The 18175-nt window shown below is 47.2% G+C and carries 17 protein-coding genes; 5 read left to right on the forward strand and 12 right to left on the reverse strand.

Annotated elements, in window-relative coordinates:
* Positions 1–44 precede the first annotated feature (44 nt).
* Positions 45–1367 carry a dihydrolipoyl dehydrogenase family protein gene (locus KNQ04_RS01310; protein ID WP_214846788.1) on the forward strand — a complete coding sequence of 441 codons (1323 nt, stop codon included), beginning with the start codon at positions 45–47 and terminating at the stop codon, positions 1365–1367.
* Between the two features lie 20 nt (positions 1368–1387).
* Positions 1388–1765: a VOC family protein gene (locus KNQ04_RS01315; RefSeq protein ID WP_214846790.1), complete on the forward strand. Its 378-nt coding sequence runs from the start codon at positions 1388–1390 to the stop codon at positions 1763–1765.
* 440 nt (positions 1766–2205) lie between these two features.
* Here KNQ04_RS01315 and trxA read toward each other — a convergent pair whose 3' ends face one another.
* The 11 genes from trxA to zapA form a co-directional block, all read right to left on the reverse strand.
* Positions 2206–2514 carry a thioredoxin gene (gene trxA / locus KNQ04_RS01320; protein WP_029331102.1) on the reverse strand — a complete coding sequence of 103 codons (309 nt, stop codon included), beginning with the start codon at positions 2512–2514 and terminating at the stop codon, positions 2206–2208.
* 189 nt (positions 2515–2703) lie between these two features.
* A complete protein-coding gene (locus tag KNQ04_RS01325; RefSeq protein WP_029331103.1) occupies positions 2704–3666 on the reverse strand; it encodes an electron transfer flavoprotein subunit alpha/FixB family protein in 963 nt (320 codons plus the stop codon).
* A 15-nt stretch (positions 3667–3681) separates the two neighbouring features.
* Entirely contained in the window at positions 3682–4455 is a 774-nt protein-coding gene (locus tag KNQ04_RS01330; RefSeq protein WP_214846792.1) for an electron transfer flavoprotein subunit beta/FixA family protein, read from the reverse strand.
* A gap of 77 nt (positions 4456–4532) precedes the next feature.
* Positions 4533–5111, reverse strand: a complete 579-nt coding sequence (locus KNQ04_RS01335) for a fatty acid metabolism transcriptional regulator FadR (protein WP_214846794.1) — start codon at positions 5109–5111, stop codon at positions 4533–4535.
* A 71-nt stretch (positions 5112–5182) separates the two neighbouring features.
* On the reverse strand, positions 5183–6856 hold the full coding sequence (locus KNQ04_RS01340) for an AMP-binding protein (protein ID WP_214846796.1): 1674 nt from the start codon (positions 6854–6856) through the stop codon (positions 5183–5185).
* Between the two features lie 203 nt (positions 6857–7059).
* Positions 7060–7953: a YitT family protein gene (locus KNQ04_RS01345; protein WP_214846797.1), complete on the reverse strand. Its 894-nt coding sequence runs from the start codon at positions 7951–7953 to the stop codon at positions 7060–7062.
* A 184-nt stretch (positions 7954–8137) separates the two neighbouring features.
* Positions 8138–8545 (reverse strand): DUF350 domain-containing protein, encoded by a 408-nt coding sequence (locus KNQ04_RS01350; RefSeq protein ID WP_214846799.1) that lies wholly within the window; start codon positions 8543–8545, stop codon positions 8138–8140.
* Positions 8546–8555: 10 nt separating this feature from the next.
* Positions 8556–10922: an endonuclease MutS2 gene (locus tag KNQ04_RS01355; protein ID WP_214846801.1), complete on the reverse strand. Its 2367-nt coding sequence runs from the start codon at positions 10920–10922 to the stop codon at positions 8556–8558.
* A complete protein-coding gene (polX, locus tag KNQ04_RS01360; RefSeq protein WP_214846803.1) occupies positions 10923–12638 on the reverse strand; it encodes a DNA polymerase/3'-5' exonuclease PolX in 1716 nt (571 codons plus the stop codon).
* Between the two features lie 46 nt (positions 12639–12684).
* Positions 12685–13233, reverse strand: coding sequence for a CvpA family protein (locus KNQ04_RS01365; RefSeq protein ID WP_214846805.1), 549 nt, complete (start codon positions 13231–13233; stop codon positions 12685–12687).
* Positions 13234–13236: 3 nt separating this feature from the next.
* The gene (zapA, locus tag KNQ04_RS01370) at positions 13237–13473 is read right to left on the reverse strand and encodes a cell division protein ZapA (RefSeq protein WP_012371043.1); all 237 of its coding nucleotides are present in this window, start codon (positions 13471–13473) and stop codon (positions 13237–13239) included.
* Between the two features lie 120 nt (positions 13474–13593).
* Between zapA and rnhC the strand changes: the two genes are divergently transcribed.
* On the forward strand, positions 13594–14514 hold the full coding sequence (gene rnhC, locus KNQ04_RS01375; RefSeq protein ID WP_214846807.1) for a ribonuclease HIII: 921 nt from the start codon (positions 13594–13596) through the stop codon (positions 14512–14514).
* Positions 14515–14534: 20 nt separating this feature from the next.
* Here the strand turns inward: rnhC and KNQ04_RS01380 are convergent, their stop codons facing one another.
* Positions 14535–16004: a UDP-N-acetylmuramoyl-L-alanyl-D-glutamate--2,6-diaminopimelate ligase gene (locus tag KNQ04_RS01380; RefSeq protein ID WP_214846808.1), complete on the reverse strand. Its 1470-nt coding sequence runs from the start codon at positions 16002–16004 to the stop codon at positions 14535–14537.
* A gap of 133 nt (positions 16005–16137) precedes the next feature.
* Here KNQ04_RS01380 and KNQ04_RS01385 point away from each other — a divergent pair, with 133 nt between their 5' ends.
* Both KNQ04_RS01385 and KNQ04_RS01390 read left to right on the forward strand, forming a co-directional pair.
* On the forward strand, positions 16138–16800 hold the full coding sequence (locus KNQ04_RS01385) for a response regulator transcription factor (protein ID WP_214846811.1): 663 nt from the start codon (positions 16138–16140) through the stop codon (positions 16798–16800).
* A complete protein-coding gene (locus KNQ04_RS01390; protein ID WP_214846812.1) occupies positions 16784–18172 on the forward strand; it encodes a HAMP domain-containing sensor histidine kinase in 1389 nt (462 codons plus the stop codon). Before KNQ04_RS01385 ends, KNQ04_RS01390 begins: the two co-directional genes overlap by 17 nt.
* The last annotated feature ends 3 nt before the right edge of the window (positions 18173–18175 follow it).

An 18175-nucleotide genomic window follows, 5' to 3' on the forward strand; every position in this document is an offset into this window, starting at 1 on the left:
AGGGTAAACATGTTACATCGATTATGACACATGGAGGATGAAATATGCGTACATATGATTGCATTGTAATTGGAACAGGGTCAGCCGGAAACCAAGCTGCCTATAAATTTGCGGAGAAAGGTCTTCGCGTTGCGATAATTGAAAATTTCACACCAGGTGGAACATGCGCTCAACGTGGTTGTGATGCAAAAAAAATCTTATTGACGGGCAGCGAAACGAAAGATGCCGTCGAACGGTTGCTTGGCTATGGTTTAAAAGGACTCGTTTCCATTGATTGGCGACAGCTGATGGAGCGAAAAAATGAATACACACGCGCCATCCCGGAACAAACACGTGAAAAGTATGATCAAGTCGGTATCGATTACTTTCATGGTGAACCCCGCTTCCTCTCGAAGGAGCGTTTGTTAGTCGACGATATAGAACTCGAAGCCAAACAGTTCTTGATCGCAACCGGTTTGCGCCCACGCGAGTTGTCGATTCCAGGAAGCGAACGCTTCTTGACGAGCAATGAATTTTTAGAACTGCGTGACGTCCCACGCCGGCTCGTTTGTATCGGTGGTGGGTACATCTCGTTCGAGTTCGCTCATCTCGCTCGCATCGCAGGAGCAGAAGTTACGATCGTCTTACGGTCGCGTCCCTTAAAACAATTTGAACAAGAGCTCGTTGAAGTCCTTCTTGAAGCGACACAAGCACTCGGAATTAAAATCGTCCACGGAGCGGAAGCCATCGCTTATCACGGAACGACATTACAACTCTCAAACGACACGAAGGTCGAAGCAGATATTGTCTTAAACGCGACCGGTCGCGTCGCGAGTATCGACCAGCTTAATCTTGACAAAGCTGGTGTCGTGTTCGAAGAAAAAGGTATCCGTGTGAATGATTACCTGCAGTCATCTACCCCGACAATTTTTGCGGCTGGGGACGTCGCACTGAGTGGCAATCCTGCGTTGACGCCATTCGCGGGAACAGAAGGCAGTCTCGCAGCACATAACATGCTTGAAGGTCCATCACGGAAACTGGAGTTATTACCGGTTCCAAGCGTTGTCTTCACTGCACCGAACGTAACGCAAGTCGGACAAACAGAAGCGGCTTTGAAAAAAGCTAACACTTCATATCGCGGTCAATTGATTGATACATCGTCTTGGCAAACAAACGTCCGGATTAAGGATCCCTTTGCACGGGCGAAAGTATTGATTGGCGACGACGATCAAATTCTTGGTGCTCATTTCATTGGTGTTCATGCTGCGGAACTCGCAAACTATTTTTCATTCGCCATGCAACACCGCATCCCGAGTTCTGCCCTGCAGCAAACGAGTTTTGCTTATCCAACACCTGCTTCTGATATTTCTTCGTTACTCGTCGATTAATTTTTGGTTAGGAGGTCCCGATGATTCGTTACGGCTATACGATTTTGTATGTACATGACCCGAAACAGACGTTGATGTTTTATCATGATTTGTTAGGTCTACCGATTAAAGCGCAACATGGGAGTTACGTCGAATTTGAAACGGACAGCACGATTCTTGCCTTCAATACGAAAGCGGATGTCCGGACACTCATTCCGTATGACATTCCGGAAGTAACCGGGCCACAATCGCTCGAAATCGGCTTCGTCACGGACGATGTTAACGGAGTCTACGAACGGATTGTCACAGCAGGACATACTTCCGTTCTCCCCCCGACCGTCAAGCCATGGGGGCAAACCGTCGCTTATGTGCTCGACCCGGACGGTCACCTCGTCGAGCTTTGTTCACCGATGCCTTGACTATGCGCCGTTAGACAATCGTCAGCGAGATCTTTCGGCGGGACGTCCAGTCTGTTTAAACGAACGACCAAAAGAGTGCCTCCATAGTTCAGGAGGCACTCTCTTTGCGGCGTATGGACAAACTCTTATGAAGCTACAGAAAGCTACAGGGTCGCGACAGCTTGCAATCTAAAGCGTCTCTATGCCTGAGTTTCCTTCACGGTATGACCTAAAAAGCGTCACGTTTCGTTGACTCCTACGGGAAAACGTGCGTGTTCAACGCACGTTCAGAGGCAGGCAAGACCCTGCTCGTTGTCCGTGAGGACCAAGGAGCAACGGCTTGCGCCTCGCCCGAGGAAAGCAACGAAAAAAGATGCTTGATATCACGTTGTTTACAGTCTGAAAAGAGAGTGCCTCCATAGTTCAGGAGGCACTCTCTTTTTTATGAAACATTCAACGAATTAGTTTGATTCAACGAATTCTTTTAATGCATCTTTCGGCATGAAGCCCATTGTTTTATTAACCGGCTCACCGTCTTTGAAGAGAACGAGTGTCGGGATACTTTGTACTTGGAACGCGCCAGCGATTTCTGGGTTAGCGTCGACATCCACTTTAACGATTGTTACATCTTGCATATCTGCATCAAGTTCTTCAAGAACTGGAGCGAGCATACGACAAGGTCCGCACCAAGTTGCCCAAAAGTCAACGAGGACGAGTCCTTTTTGTGTATCTTCTTTAAATGATTGGCTAGTTGCGTGTACGATTGCCATGAAATATTACCCCCTAAATTTTAGATTCATTTCATGTTTGCTTCAGCAAAAGTGAAATCAACCTGTTTACTGATTTGAGTATAGCACAGCGATGTCGTTCGATAAAAGAAACTGCTCACGACGATTTTACGCCGCTCGCCGTGCAGAAAAAGAGGAGCAGAGGATGATTCCTCCGCCCCACTTTTTAAATTAATGAACGAGCATTTTCTTGAATTCTGCTGTCAGTAATGGCACGACATCAAACAAATCTCCGACGATGCCATAATCTGCGACCGAGAAGATATTCGCTTCCGGATCTTTATTGATGGCGACGATGACTTTTGCATTCGACATGCCTGCCAAATGCTGAATCGCTCCAGAAATCCCACAGGCGATGTAGAGATCCGGTGTGACGACTTTCCCCGTCTGTCCAATCTGTAACGCATAGTCACAGTAATCGGCGTCACAGGCGCCACGTGAAGCCCCGACCGCCCCGCCAAGTAAATCTGCTAATTCTTGTAACGGTGCAAACCCGTCAGCACTCTTGACACCACGTCCACCGGCGACGATGATTTTCGCCTCTGATAAATCGACCCCACCCGTTGCTTTACGCACGACTTCAGAAACGATTGTCCGTAAATCTTTTAGTTCGACCGTTACTGCTTCAATCGATCCGTCCGAACTGCCTTCCGCTAACGGTTCAATGTTATTTGGTCGGACCGTAAACAGTGTTTTACCTTCCGTGACTTTCACCTTTTCAAATGCTTTCCCTGAGTAAATCGGTCGGATGAACAATGCATCCGCTCCGCTTCCCTCGATTGATGTGACGTCACTGATTAAGCCCGCTTCGAGCTTCGCTGCGATTTTTGGTGACAAATCTTTCCCGAGTGACGTGTGACCGAAGACGAGTACATCCGGTGACACACGGTCAATCAGTTGCATGAAGACTTGTCCATAACCGTCCGGTGTATAGTGAAGAAGACGTGCGTCTTCTACGACGAGAACTTGGTTCGCCCCACGCGTCGCGAGTTGCGCCGCATCTTTTGCTACGTTTTCCCCAATCAAGGCGACGACGACTTCATCTGCTACAAGTTTCGCTGCCGCAATTGCTTCAAACGAAACATTTCGTAAATTACCATCACGTGATTCTGCAAGTACAAGTGCTTTTGACATATCGTTCATTCCCCCTTAGACTACTTTTGCTTCGTTTCGTAATAGCGCAGCGAGTTCTTCGACTTGTGTCGCGATCTCCCCTTCGAGCACTTTACCAGCAGCTTTGTTCGGTGGTAAAAAGCGTTCGACTGTCTCGAGACGTGGCGCCAGTTCATCTTCATCTAAATCAAGATCTGAGAGATCTAATTCTTCGAGTGGTTTCTTTTTCGCTTTCATGATGCCAGGAAGACTTGGATAACGGGGTTCGTTCAACCCTTGTTGTGCCGTGACGAGTAACGGTAACGACGTTTTGATGACTTCCGTGTCCCCTTCAGAATCACGTGTGACGACAGCATCCGTTCCGTCGATTTCTAACTTCGTGATCGTCGTGACGTATGGTATGTCAAGCAACTGTGCGACACGTGGTGCGACTTGTCCACTTCCACCATCAACCGCTACGTTCCCGGCAATGATTAAGTCAACGTCTTGTTCTTTTAGATAACCAGCGAGGACTTCAGAAACCGAGAAATGATCCGCTTCTTCGACATCGTCCTCAATCGAAATACGAACTGCTTTGTCAGCCCCCATCGCAAGTGCCGTCCGTAATTCTTTGTCCGCGTCTTCCGGTCCTACTGTTAAGACGGTTACGACTCCCCCTTGTGCATCACGCACCCGAATCGCTTCCTCGACCGCATACTCATCATATGGATTGATGATGAACTCTGCTCCGTCTTCCTCAATCTTACCGTTTTCGAGCTGGATTGCTTCTTCCGTATCAAACGTCCGTTTTAACAACACATAGATTTCCATCACTAGCTCCCCCTTGTCAACTTCTATTCACCATCATTCGTTGTATCCGCTTACAAAAAGCATGTCAGGAAAAGGGCTTAACTCAGCCCTTTAATCAGCATTCGATGCACACCATGCCGTGTTTCCAGCAAATCATATTTAAAACCACTCGCCATCCAACTCGTAACGACTTCGTCAATCGTCCCGAACACCATCTGTCTTGCCAAACGGTGATCGAGTTCCGTCGTAAATTCTCCGGACTCAATCCCGTTGTGAATGACGCGATCAATTAAATGGAGATAAGGTTTGAGGACGGTCGCAATCTTTTGCCGCATCTCCTGATTCGACTGCCGTAACTCGATTTGTGTGACGACGGCCAAATCATAATCGACGGACAGTTGTTCCAAATGCGCCTCAATCAATGCAGCGAGTTGTTCTGTCGCTGATTGATGATGTGCGATTTGTGCTTCCGAATACTCGATGAAGCTACCCATCTTCGCTTCGAACAAAGAGATTAACAGGTGCTCTTTGTTTTTGAAGTAAAGGTAAATCGTTCCGTCCGCGACACCTGCTTCTTTCGCAATGGCTGTCACCTTCGCGCCATGATAACCGTTCTTCGCAATCACTTTGACTGCTGCATCAATGATGCGATCGCTCTTAGACATTGTTCTTTTCATAAAGGTATCTCCTAACAAATAAAATGAATGATGGTTCATTCATATTTATTCTACCATGTCTTTCCCTTCTGTCAACTGCTTTCTTCAAGCTGTTTTGCCCGTTCTTCCTCGACCAGGACACGGCGGAGAATTTTCCCGACAAACGTCTTCGGTAACTCATCTCTAAACTCATAACGTCTCGGTACTTTGAATGAAGCTAAATTTTCCCGACAGAACTGATCAAGTTCTTCCTCGGTCACGGTCATGTCATCTTTCAGGACGATAAAGGCTTTAACCGTCTCACCGCGGTAAGCATCAGGTACACCGATGACGACCGCTTCTTTGACTGCCGGATGTTCATATAAAATTTCTTCGACCTCGCGCGGATAAATGTTGAACCCGGAGGCGATGATTAAATCTTTTTTCCGGTCAACGATACGGAAATAATGATCTTCCCCGATGTAACCTAAATCACCCGTGTGAAGCCAACCGTCGCGTAACACTGCCTGTGTGTCCTCTGGACGCTTCCAGTATCCCTTCATGACTTGTGGACCTCGGACAAGAATTTCTCCGATTTCGCCTGGTGCCGCCGCTGTTTCACCGTCTGCTTGGACGATTTTCGCAATCGTATCTGGAACTGGAATCCCAACCGACCCCGGAACTCGTTTATCCCAGATGCAGTTCGTATGAGTCACAGGGCTCGTCTCTGACAGACCATATCCTTCGACGATTCGACCACCCGTCACGCGTTCAAATTTTTCTTGAACTTCGACCGGAAGTGGCGCTGAACCGGAAATGCACGCTTCGATGGACGAGAGATCATATTTTTTCAGTTTCGGATGATTTAACAGACCAACATACATCGTCGGTGCACCCGGGAACAAGTTTGGCTTTTCTTTATCAATCGTTTTCAGAACTTGCTCGATTTCGAACTTCGGTAAGATGATTTGCTCATACGCATTAAAGATGCCGAAGTTTAAGTTACACGTCATCCCGTAGACATGGAAATAAGGAACGACCGCTAACAATTTTCGTCCGTCACCTCGTGAATATTTGTAAAACCAATGTCCAATCTGTTCGACGTTTGCACTTAAATTAAAATGTGTCAGCATGACGCCTTTTGGCGCTCCTGTCGTGCCGCCCGTATATTGTAAAACAGCGATATCTTCTTTTGGGTCGATGAGGACCGGTTCGATTGATGGGTGGTTCCGGTGCGATACGAAGGGAATCGATCCTGTCGTATCGACGATGATGTTGTTATCTTTACGTGATTTGATTGGATACAGTTTGTTTTTCGGGAACGGCAAGTAGTCGGCGACACTTGTCGTCACAATCGTCGTCAGCGTCGTCGACGCTTTGACACGCGTCGCTTTTGGATAGAGCAGATCGAGGGTAATGAGCATTTTTGCGGAAGAATCGACTAAAATTTGTTCAAGCTCCCGATCCGTGTACAGTGGGTTGACTTGAACGACTGTTCCTCCAGCATACAATACGGCATAATAACTGATCATATACTGCGGACAATTCGGTAACATCAACCCAACGCGGTCACCTTTTTCGAGACCTGCCTCTTGTAAGACGTGTGCTAAGCTTCGCGCCTCTTGCCGCACTTCTTGAAACGTCATTCGTTTTCCGAGGAAACTGAGTGCGCGTCGCTCCGGAAAATCATCTGCTGCCTCATCTAAAGCTTGGTACAACGGAATCTCACGATAGTCGATTGATGCGGGTACTTGCTCTGGATAATCCTTTAACCATACTGAATCCATTCAAATCCCTCCCTATGACTGAATTACTATTCATTTTTATTATACGTGTAATTCCCCCTTTACGGCTAGCATTGACTAAAAAAAGTTAAAATCTCCCTCTTTTACTTGTTCCCGCTCTCCATAAAAAAAGCCTACTGTTCACACATTGTGGACAATAGGCTTGATGAGACACATTTAATTTTGAGAAGTAGCTGCCCTTCCGTTCATCGTGAAGGATATGTGAATCCTTCTCCGATGACTTCCCGTACTTTGTGAATGACGACGAATGCCCGTGGGTCTGCCGCTTCGACGATTTGTTTGAGTGGTGCAAGTTGACGCTTGTCGACAATCATATAGAGCATGTCATTTTTTTGTTTTGTAAAGTGACCATGACTATGGATGACGGTCGCACTTCTGCCGAGCGTTTCTGTCAAGACCGTAGCGATTTCTTCCTGACGGTGGCTGATAATCGTCACTGCTTCACGAACGTTTAAGCCTTCGCTGACGAGATCAATCAAATAAGAACCGATGATGATCGCGATCAATGTATATAACATCGTTTCTTCACCAAACAAGAAGCCTGATGCACCAACGACGATGACATCGATGATGAACATCGAGACCGCGATGCTGATATTCAAGTACTTATTCATCAAACGGGCGATGATGACGCCACCACCGGTCGTCCCGCCCGCTCGGATGACTAAGCCAATTCCGACACCAATCAGGATACCGGCATAAACCGTCCCGATCAACCGACTATCTGACGAGGTCGCGAGTGATGCTGTCGAAGACAGGACAAATGATGTGACGGCGACGGAAATGACGGAATAAATCATCGTTTTCCGACTCAAGAAGCGATAGCCGATGATGAAGAGGAGCGCGTTCGCAAGAAGCGACACAAGACCCGGATCCCAGCCATACAGGTAATAAAAGATGACCGTAATCCCAATCAATCCACCTTCCGATAAATCGTTCGGAATCGTAAAGTAATTGACGCCGAATGATAAAATCGCAGAACCGACGATAATCCAAAAGATATCTTTCCAAGAGATGGCTTGCATCGCCTCGAATGCGCGCCGTCTCGTTTCATTTGTTGTTGTTTTTCTGACATTCATTCCGTTTTCCTCCTTCATGTGAAAGTCGTCACTCCATAAAAATTCCGTACTGAATGAAGTTCAGTACGGAATGATCACTTAGCAAAGCCAGTTCTTTTAATTCATGAAAATCCAAATCAGTCCGACGACTAAAAAAGCGATCGAAACACCAAACATGATTTTTGCTAACCGTTCTAACACAGCCTCACCCCACTAACGCAGAACCGATGACGAATGACATCCCGATGGAGAGTGCACATGCGATGATACCGACTGCGATGTTTCCTTTTTCGATTTCTCGGTCTACCGGGAGATTCGGTGTCAAGAACTCAAAAATCCAATAGGTCGAGATCAATAATAAAAATCCAAAGGCACTCTCTAAAAAGATGGCTCCGACACGTTCTTCACTTTGGACAGCGAAATGAACGATATTGGCGAGCCCGATGATTTTCCCGCCTGTCGCTAAGGCGACAGAAATGTTTCCGCTCTTGATATGTTCCCAGTTCCGATACCGAGTTGTCAACTCAAACAGCGCAAGTCCCATGATAATCAAGAGTCCGGCAACTGAATAAAGTGCAGTCGTGTAGACATACACGTTCTCAAAAATGTTCATCTGTGCCTCCTTATTTTAGTTCGATGATCGTCACGCCATGTCCACCTTCACCTTGACCACCGAGTCGAGACGTCTTCACGTGACGGTTGCCACGCAAGTATTCTTGCACTCCTTGACGCATCGCACCCGTCCCCAGTCCATGAATGACACGGATATGATCATAGTTCGACAATAACGCCTGATCCATGAAACGTTCGAGTTTTGATAGACCTTCCTCTACCCGCACGCCTCGTAAATCGAGTTCGGCTGACGGAGACGATTGTTTTGTGATGCTTGAACTCCCTGACCGTTTCGCCGTCTTTTGGGTCGGTTTGGCCGCTCCGATTTTAGCGAGATCACCAGGCTTGACGTTCACTTTCATGATGCCGACTTGAACCGTGTAGTCGCCGTTCGAGTTTTGATTGATGATGTACCCTTTTTGGTTGAAGGTCGTTACTTTGACTTCTTCACCTTTAGCGAACGTCGGTGTTTTATCATGTTTTGCTTTGACTTTTGCAATCCGTTGATCTTGTAAGGTCGGTTTTGCCTGTTCGAGCTGCTTGCGTGCTTCAATCAATTCATGTTCTTTGACGGCACCTGCATCACGAAGCTCTTTCAGGCGCTTGATGACGGCCTCTGCCTCTTTTTGAGCACGTTCGACGGCACGCGTCGCTTTTTCTTCAGCTTTCGCTAAAATGTCATTTTTCTCTTCAAAGATTTCAGCTTGTTCCTGCTCGAACTGTTCACGTTCCAACGCCAGTCGTTCTTTTTCTTGTTGTAGTTCTTGCTCGAGTGATTCGGCACGTTGTTTCGCTTCCTCGAGTCGACCAATCATCGTTTCGACAGACTGAGCGTCGCTTCCGACTTGACCCCGTGCCGCCTCGATGACCATGTCTGATAATCCAAGTCGTTTCGAAATTTCAAAGGCATTCGAACGCCCCGGAACACCAATCAATAAACGATAGGTGGGGCTGAGTGATTCGACATCAAATTCCATCGAGGCATTGACGACCCCTTCACGATTGTAGCCGTAGGCTTTCAGTTCAGAATAATGGGTCGTCGCTGCGACACGTGCGCCGCGCCGTTTCACTTCATCGAGAATCGCAATCGCAAGTGCCGCCCCTTCCGTCGGATCGGTCCCGGCTCCAAGCTCATCAAACAGGACGAGGCTCATGAAGTCGATTTTTCCCATCATCGAGACGATGTTCGTCATGTGCGAACTAAACGTCGAGAGATTTTGTTCAATCGATTGTTCGTCCCCGATGTCGGCATAAATCGCGTCAAAGACACTGAGTTCCGTTTCATCGGCTGCCGGCACATATAATCCAGACTGGACCATCAGTTGCAGAAGACCAATCGTCTTTAACGTGACCGTTTTCCCACCGGTGTTTGGTCCCGTGATGACGAGTGATGTAAACTCGCCACCTAACGAAACGGTAATCGGAACGACATCTTCATCCGCAATGAATGGATGACGTGCTTCTTTTAAGACGATACGACGCTCTTCATTCAACCGTGGTTCGACGGCACGGATTTGATGACCATACAACGCTTTCGCCATGATGAAATCGAGTTCTGCCAACACATCAAGATTGATTCGTAACGAATCCCCGACGGCGCCGACAAGTGCCGATAACTGGGCTAAAATTCGTTCGATTTCGGCACGTTCTTTAAGACGTGCTTCTTGAATTTCGTTATTTGCCGCAACGACGGCTTGGGGTTCGATGAACAACGTTGCTCCGGATGCTGATTGGTCATGGACGATTCCACCAAATGCTTGACGGTATTCCTGTTTGACCGGGACACAATAACGATCGTTTCGCATCGTGACGATGGCGTCCGATAACATCTTCGATTTACTGCGTAAGACACCGTCGATTTTCGAACGGACTTGTCCTTCAAGTGAGCGCAGCTGACTTCTTAACGACCGTAGTTTGTCACTCGCAGAGTCTTGGACGATTCCTTGATCATCAATCGCATGACGAATCCCCTGTTCGATTTCGACGAGCTTCGTAATTTGCTCGATTCGGCTATCGAGTGCCGGCAAGTGTAAGTCAGGATTGTCTTCATGAAGTCTTTCTTGAAAGGCCTTGACTTGACGGCCTGAGTAGACGACATCTGCGACCGCTAACAATTCACTTGTCGAGAGGATTGAACCAATCTCCGACCGCTTGACTTCACTGCGAACATCCGTCAAACCACCGAACGGATAACGGTCACGTAGACGATAGACCGTCGTCGCTTCCGTCGTCACGGCTAAGAGTGCTTTGACCTGTTCATAATCTTCGGACGGTTGCATGTTTTTGACGAACTGTGCCCCAAGGGAACTTGCGGTTTGTTTGGCGAGTAAGTCTTTTAATTTATCATATTCTAAGACGCGTAAAGCGTTAGCATTCATTTAATCCACTCCTAGGCGTTTTCGGTCAAAGAAAGCACGCGCTTCTTCGGCCGACCACGTATTGATGACATCCGCTGGCTCCAAGTATGCTTTACGGGCATGAAGGACACCAAGTTTCATATCTTCTAACATTTCTGGACGGTGTGTGTCCGTATTAATCATGATTTTGACACCGGCTGCTTTTGCTTTCGCGAGCGACGCCGCCGTTAAATCAAAACGTGCCGGGTTCGCATTCATTTCAAGCGCTGTCCCGGTCTCTGCCGCCAGTTCAATCAGGCGATCAACATTGACGGCGTAACCTTCGCGCCGACCGATGATTCGTCCTGTCGGATGGGCAATCAATGAGACATACGGGTTGCGACAGGCATTTTCTAGCCGTTGCATGATTTCTTCTTCCGTTTGATCGAACTTCGAATGAATCGAGGCGATGACGTAGTCCATCTCCTGCAAGAACTCATCCTCATAATCAAGGGAACCGTCCGGCAGGATATCCATCTCGACACCACATAAGATTGTCATGTCGGGATGTTTCTTACGTGCGGCTTCAATCTCAACACGTTGTTTGCGTAAGCGATCTATCGTCAATCCGTTGACGAACTTCATATATTGGCTGTGATCCGTAATCGCCATCCACGAGTAGCCGCGTGCAGCACAGGCATCGACAAGTTCTTCGACCGATAAGGTTCCGTCCGACCACGTCGTATGCATATGGACATCCGCTTGAATGTCTTTTTCCGTGATCAGACGCGACAAATCTTGTTCAAACTCGTGGCGCCCACTCCGTAACTCTGGCGGTATGAACGGCAAGTCATATCGGGCAAACAATTCTTGTTCGGTTTGCGGTTGGAACAATCCGTCTTTTGTTTCGACCCCGTACTCAGAGATGCTTTCCCCCCGCTCTTTCGCCAATTGACGCATCCGGACATTATGATCTTTTGACCCTGTGAAATGATGCAGCGTCGAGGCGAATGCAGCATCGTCGACTAACCGGAAGTCGACCGCAATGTAGTTAGTATCTCGTTTTAAGACGACCGACACTTTCGTCTCACCTGCCGCAATGATTTCATCGATTTGTTCGAGCTCGAGCAACTGTTCTTTGACGACTTTTGCTTGATCCGTCGACAGGATAAAATCAAGGTCTTTACACGTCTCTTCAGCACGGCGGAAACTCCCACCAACTGCGAACCGGATGATTCCTTCAAATGTCGCCAATGTCTGTTCAAGTTCACTGACGATGTTCCGCATGACGCCATACGGCAAACGTTCTGGTCGTGTTTCGAATGTTTCAAGTGCTTTCAAATATTTCTCGACCGTCTTTTTTCCGAATCCTGCCATCGCTTCGACTGTACCATCCTCGAGTTTTTCAGCAAAGGATTGTGCATCGATGACACCGACATCATGGAGTTTTGCCAACTTTTTCCCGCCAAGACCCGGAATCTTCAGGAGCGCAATCAGACCTTCCGGCACTTCTTGTTCCAGTTCCGAAAGCGCCGTACTCGTTCCTGTCGTCCGGAATTCTTCGAGGACCGCTGCCGTTCCTTTTCCGATTCCTTTCATTGCCGTGAAATCTTCGATGTCCATGAAATCAAGTTCTGCTGCTTCTAAAATACTCGCCGCCTTACGGAAGGCATTAATTTTAAACGGGTTTTCACCTTTTACTTCGAGATACACAGAAATCCGTTCTAAATGTCGGATTGCATCTTGCGTTGTCCGCATTGTCAATTCTCCCCTCAAAAAAAGCCCCCAGTGAACGGGAGCGCGTTTATTTTATCAAACCGACTTTCGTCATGAGCCAATCCGCTAAGATCGGCGTATGTTGAATCATAAATGTCGCTAAACTTGAATTTGCAATCGCATCTTGAATTGATTGTACCGGTGCAAATGCTGCCAAAAATAGAATCAAGAACACGAAGATATACATCTCGATAAAACCAAAAATACCGCCGAGTAAGCTTTTAACTTGTTTTAGAATCGGAATGTTCGTCAAGGAATCGAACATCGATAAAATCATCGCTAAAATGATTTTTGTCCCGAAGAACAAGACGATGAACCAAAATGCTTTATAAAATACTTCATCTAGTCCGACAGAGCTTGGAATCGAAAACATCGTCAAATCGATTCCTGCATCGTCCAGTGTTGACGGATAAGGGACCCATAATTTAAATTTTTTAGCTAAATCATCATAAAACGTGAGTGCGACGATGAACGAGATGAATAGGCTGACTAAATGTCCCGCTTGCAGCACGACACCTCGTCGGACACCTGTCATCGTCCCTAATGCGAGCAACAATAAAATAACAAACGTAATCATAGTTTATAGTTCACCCAAATTCTTTTTGATTTTTACATAATCGCTACCAATATTGAGAGCCGCTAAAACGGCAATTTGACGAACGTCCAGTTGTGGTGCTTGGTCTCGAATTTCCCGAATCTTCGTATCGACGAGGAGACCCACTTCACGTACGTGTTCTGGCGACTCCGTTCCGACAATCGTATAATCGTTACCTGCGATATGAATCGTCGTCCGGTTCAACCCTTCTGAATCAGCCATTTTTCTGTCCTCCTCATACTTTGCTTCTTTCATATAGTACCATCATTTTTGAAATAGGAAAAGAAGTCCACCATCGGTCTTGAGGATGGTATGCTTATTGACGGAAAGGATGATCATGTTATGGGAACCGTCGTTTTAAAGTTATCGAAAGAAAATCAAGAACAGGTCATTTCTAATTTTCAAGCTTCACGTATTTCTCCACCGCCCTATTCACGTTTCGCCGCCCGTACGAAGACCTGTGTCGTCACCATCTATAACTCCGGAAAAGTCATGTTTCAAGGTAGTGACGCGGAGACGATCGCTGGGCGTTATGGGCTGCCGCTCGCTAAAAAGGGACCCTCGACACCGAGCGGGGCACTCCCGCCGGACTTTTCGACATGGTCAGTCGTCGGCAGTGATGAAGTCGGGAAGGGTGATTTTTTCGGTCCGCTCGTCGTAGTCGCCGCCTATGTAGAGACGAGTCAAATCAAACTCGTCCAAGAGCTCGGTGTGCGTGATTCGAAACATGTATCGGATACGGAAATCCGGAAAATCGCCCGTGATCTACATGCCGTCATTCCGTACGAATACCGAATCTTACACAATCCTGATTATAATGTCATGCAACGGACGATGACACAAGGAAAGATGACGGCACTCTTACACAATGCAGCACTCAGTGGTCTCTTAGAAAAACTTCCCGAGAAACCGCAAGCGATTCTCATCGACCAGTTTGCTGAAAAAGCGACCTACTACAAACATTTGTCAGGTGAAGCAAAACAAGTCAAAGAGGACGTCTATTTTTCAACGAAAGCGGAAGGTCTCCATGTCGCTGTCGCTGCAGCATCAATTCTTGCCCGCGCCATCTTTTTAAAAGAGATGGATGCACTCAGTCAGCGTGCCGGAACTACGATTCCAAAAGGGGCTGGAGCAAAAGTCGATCAGGTTGCAGCCGCGCTTCTCTTAAAATATGGTCCGGATCAAGTAAAGGATTGGACCAAATTTCATTTCGCCAATACAAAAAAAGCAACACAATTAGCAGAAAAACGAAACCGGCCATAATCCTAGGATTGGTCGGTTTTTTAGATGGCCGACTCTTTTCCGGTCAAGCGTCTCAATTCTTCGATCAGAATCTTCGTTTCATCAAAAGGAACGGCCTGATTACCAATTTGCTCAGTCTGTTCATGCCCTTTCCCGACGATGATGATCCGCTTCCCGTCACTTGCCACTTTGGCTGCTGCGAGTAATGCCTCCTTTCGGCTCGGGTGAGACGAGAGGATTTTTTCAGGTGCGACACTGACCGTTAATTCTTCAATGATTCTGCCGGGATCTTCCCGCCTCGTATCATGTACCGTCACGATGATGCCCGCACAATACCGAGAAGCAATCCGCCCCATCTCTTGTCGCTTCGTCCGGTCACGTTCACCGGCTGCACTTAAGACGACATATAACGGTTCGTCCTTAAGGGATAACGCCTGCAAACATTTTTCTAATCCGTCCGGTGTGTGCGCGTAGTCGATATAGATGTCTGTCCCGTCGAACGGAATCCGCTCTAAACGTCCTTTCGGTAAACGGAGTGATGGAATATGTCGGATCAGATTGTACAGATTAACCTCTCCCGTTTTCATCAGACCAATCGCCGCGGCTAAATTGGCTGCATTAAAATTACCAAGTAAGGAAATCGGTACCTCGGTCGTCGTCCCATCAATCCGGACATTAACAGTCTCTTCTTTCCATTCGATGACGACTGATGCTTTCGAAGTGATGTCCGTCGAATACCAGACGACCGGAACGCCCTCGCCCGCTCGTTGCATGACATGACTCGCCGCATCCTCCTCATTTAAGACGAGTCCCTTCCCGTCATTCCTCGCTACTTGCTGAAACAACAAGGCTTTTGCTTCTGCGTAATCTGCCATCGATGCATGGTAATCTAAATGATCGTGTGAAAGGTTCGTAAAAGCTGCGGCGTGAAACGATACGCCTTCGATCCGCCCTTCGACTAACGCATGGGAAGAGACTTCGAGCATGCAGTCTGCTACCCCTTGGTCGACCATCTCATAAAGTAACCGGTGCAAAATGACAGCTTCCGGCGTCGTATTCGGCGTCTCGACACGCTGACCATCAATTAACGCACCAACCGTACTGACCATTCCCGTCCGCCGTCCGGCAGCACGAAATAAATCATATGCGAGTTGTGTCGTCGTCGTTTTCCCATTTGTCCCCGTGATGCCATAGACACGCATTTTCTGACTCGGATGATCGTAAAAGAAATCGGCGACTTTTCCTGCTGTTGTTTTCGTATTTGCAATGATAATCACGGGGACAGTCAATCCGTCTAATGTTTCTTCCGCTAAGATCGCAACAGCTCCATTCTGTTCCGCCTCTCTTGCGTAGCGGTGACCGTCGACCGTGTAGCCCCGGACACAAATGAACAGACTTCCTGGCGTCACTTTCCGGGAGTCGGTTTCGATACTTGTAATCATCGGGTTACGATCGGTCTGTAAGCTGAAAAGCGATAATAATGCTGACAGTGGTTTGTGATGACGATTCATGATGTTCGCTTCCCTTCTCTATTTCAAGATTCACTTAAAGTGTACTGCATTCGACGATTGTCCAAATCCTCTTTCGTCCATCTTCAGTTAAACTTCAGGTAAGTATGCTACAACTAAGTGTGAGGTGAAATGTATGACACATATATTAATCGCGGAAGATGATTTTGACATTCGCGAATTGTTAACGGAATTACTAGAATCGAGTGGTTATCAAGTGTCGAGTGCAGCAAATGGAATGGAAGCTTTACAACTGTACCGATCAAGTTCATTCGATTTAATCATATTAGATATCATGATGCCGTTCTTTGATGGGTTCGAAGTCGCGCGAAACATACGAAAACAATCACAAACACCCATCATCTTTTTAACAGCCTTACAAGATGAGGAAAGTCAAGTGAAAGGGTTTGATCTCGGAATCGACGATTATATCGCCAAACCGTTTTCGCTCCGAATCTTACTAAGGCGAATCGAAGCCATTATTCGACGGATCCAATCAAATGAAGACGAGTGTCTCTCCTTTCGAGAGATTACCCTCTTTCCGTCGAGCTATAACGTTTTAATTTCAGGAAATCCGACGACGCTGACGCTTAAAGAATTTCAAATCTTACATCTCTTACTTGAACACCCAGGTCGCGTCCTCGAACGTGAACAGTTGATTCAACAACTATGGGGGTTCGATGCCTTAGGGGATACTCGTTTCCTAGATACCCATATCAAAAACTTACGTAAGAAAATTGATTTACCGTACATTCAAACGGTGAAGGGAGTCGGCTACAAACTTGAGACACCTAATTAAACGTCAACGCATTACCGGGAAGTTATTTTTTTTGACGATGAGCTTACTTATCGTCGCCGTCCTCTCAACGGTCGTTTTTTTATATGCGACACTGCCTTCCTATTATCAAAGTTATCGGGAAGATCAATTTCATTCGACGATGGATGCAATTGCGCAGGAAAGCAGGCAACTTTCGAGTGAAAACCTGTTGCCTTTACTCGACCAGCTGACGGCCAAAGGAATCCGCTTTTCCTTATGGACAGAAGACGATCAACTGTTATATGCACCCGGCTTCGGTCGTGGGCCGGTTCGCCGGACGGTCAATAACTCACCTGAAGGAATGATTCAAGACTCCATTCCGCTTCAATTAACAGATCGGACTGTCACGCTCGATGCCGACCAAATGATTCAACCGATTGACGAAGTGAAAGCTGTCATCTTAAAGCTCGCCCCTTATATCGTCTTCCCGTTACTTTTGTTAGCAGGACTCGCGGCTTATCTTTATTCGCGTACCATCTCCCGTCCACTGCTCTCCATCAATCAAGCGACGGAAGAACTGGCGAACTTAAATTTTTCTGTCCGAACAAACCATACCTCGATGGATGAGTTAGGTGACTTATCCCGAAACATCAATCAACTCGCAACTAAACTCAAGCTGACGATGGATTCCTTACACACTTCAAACGAGCAACTCCGTTTAGAAGCCGAAAAGGATCGGCAACGTGATACCGAACGCCGGCAGTTATTTCTAGCCATTTCGCACGAACTAAAAACCCCTATCACGATCGTCAAAGGTCAAATTGAAGGCATGCTCTTGAACCTCGGTGTATATCGGGACCGTGATCGCTACTTGGAGCGGGCCGGTCAGGTCATCGAAAACATGGAACAACTCATTTCTGAACTGCTCGAAGTGGCACGGATCGAACAACTGGAATTACAACTTGAGGAGACGAATCCACTCGCATTAATCAGACAGCAGCTTCACCAATTCGATCAACTCATTCATGACCGCAACTTGCACGTCACGCTCCCAGATGAGGAATGGACTGTCACAACAGATCGCCACCTGTTAGAGCGCGCCCTACACAACCTGTTGATGAATGCGATTTCGTATACAGCTCCCGGTGGCATGATTCAAATCAAAATGACGGGTGTACAAGATGACGGGACGTTAACAATCACCAATACGCCTACTGTAAACGATTCAAGTGATACGGCCGCCTGGTTCCATCCCTTGGCCCGTGCTGAACAATCGCGTAACCGGATCCATGGCGGGAGTGGTCTTGGCCTCTACTTAGTGCATCAAATCATGGAGCGGTTAAATCTCGACGCTACGCTGACGGGAACTGCCGACGCTGTTCAATTTACGGCACGATTCAAATCACTTTCTTAAATT

Origin of the sequence: Exiguobacterium sp. s193 (genome assembly GCF_018618755.1) — a bacterium.
Lineage (GTDB): Bacteria > Bacillota > Bacilli > Exiguobacteriales > Exiguobacteriaceae > Exiguobacterium_A.

Excerpts from the sequence above, each read along its gene's own strand:
- KNQ04_RS01310 (WP_214846788.1), top strand. The coding sequence starts at position 45 with ATGCGTACATATGATTGCATTGTAATTGGAACAGGGTCAGCCGGAAAC.
- KNQ04_RS01315 (WP_214846790.1), top strand. The coding sequence starts at position 1,388 with ATGATTCGTTACGGCTATACGATTTTGTATGTACATGACCCGAAACAG.
- trxA (WP_029331102.1), bottom strand. The coding sequence starts at position 2,514 with ATGGCAATCGTACACGCAACTAGCCAATCATTTAAAGAAGATACACAA.
- KNQ04_RS01325 (WP_029331103.1), bottom strand. The coding sequence starts at position 3,666 with ATGTCAAAAGCACTTGTACTTGCAGAATCACGTGATGGTAATTTACGA.
- KNQ04_RS01330 (WP_214846792.1), bottom strand. The coding sequence starts at position 4,455 with ATGGAAATCTATGTGTTGTTAAAACGGACGTTTGATACGGAAGAAGCA.
- KNQ04_RS01335 (WP_214846794.1), bottom strand. The coding sequence starts at position 5,111 with ATGAAAAGAACAATGTCTAAGAGCGATCGCATCATTGATGCAGCAGTC.
- KNQ04_RS01340 (WP_214846796.1), bottom strand. The coding sequence starts at position 6,856 with ATGGATTCAGTATGGTTAAAGGATTATCCAGAGCAAGTACCCGCATCA.
- KNQ04_RS01345 (WP_214846797.1), bottom strand. The coding sequence starts at position 7,953 with ATGAATGTCAGAAAAACAACAACAAATGAAACGAGACGGCGCGCATTC.
- KNQ04_RS01350 (WP_214846799.1), bottom strand. The coding sequence starts at position 8,545 with ATGAACATTTTTGAGAACGTGTATGTCTACACGACTGCACTTTATTCA.
- KNQ04_RS01355 (WP_214846801.1), bottom strand. The coding sequence starts at position 10,922 with ATGAATGCTAACGCTTTACGCGTCTTAGAATATGATAAATTAAAAGAC.
- polX (WP_214846803.1), bottom strand. The coding sequence starts at position 12,638 with ATGCGGACAACGCAAGATGCAATCCGACATTTAGAACGGATTTCTGTG.
- KNQ04_RS01365 (WP_214846805.1), bottom strand. The coding sequence starts at position 13,233 with ATGATTACGTTTGTTATTTTATTGTTGCTCGCATTAGGGACGATGACA.
- zapA (WP_012371043.1), bottom strand. The coding sequence starts at position 13,473 with ATGGCTGATTCAGAAGGGTTGAACCGGACGACGATTCATATCGCAGGT.
- rnhC (WP_214846807.1), top strand. The coding sequence starts at position 13,594 with ATGGGAACCGTCGTTTTAAAGTTATCGAAAGAAAATCAAGAACAGGTC.
- KNQ04_RS01380 (WP_214846808.1), bottom strand. The coding sequence starts at position 16,004 with ATGAATCGTCATCACAAACCACTGTCAGCATTATTATCGCTTTTCAGC.
- KNQ04_RS01385 (WP_214846811.1), top strand. The coding sequence starts at position 16,138 with ATGACACATATATTAATCGCGGAAGATGATTTTGACATTCGCGAATTG.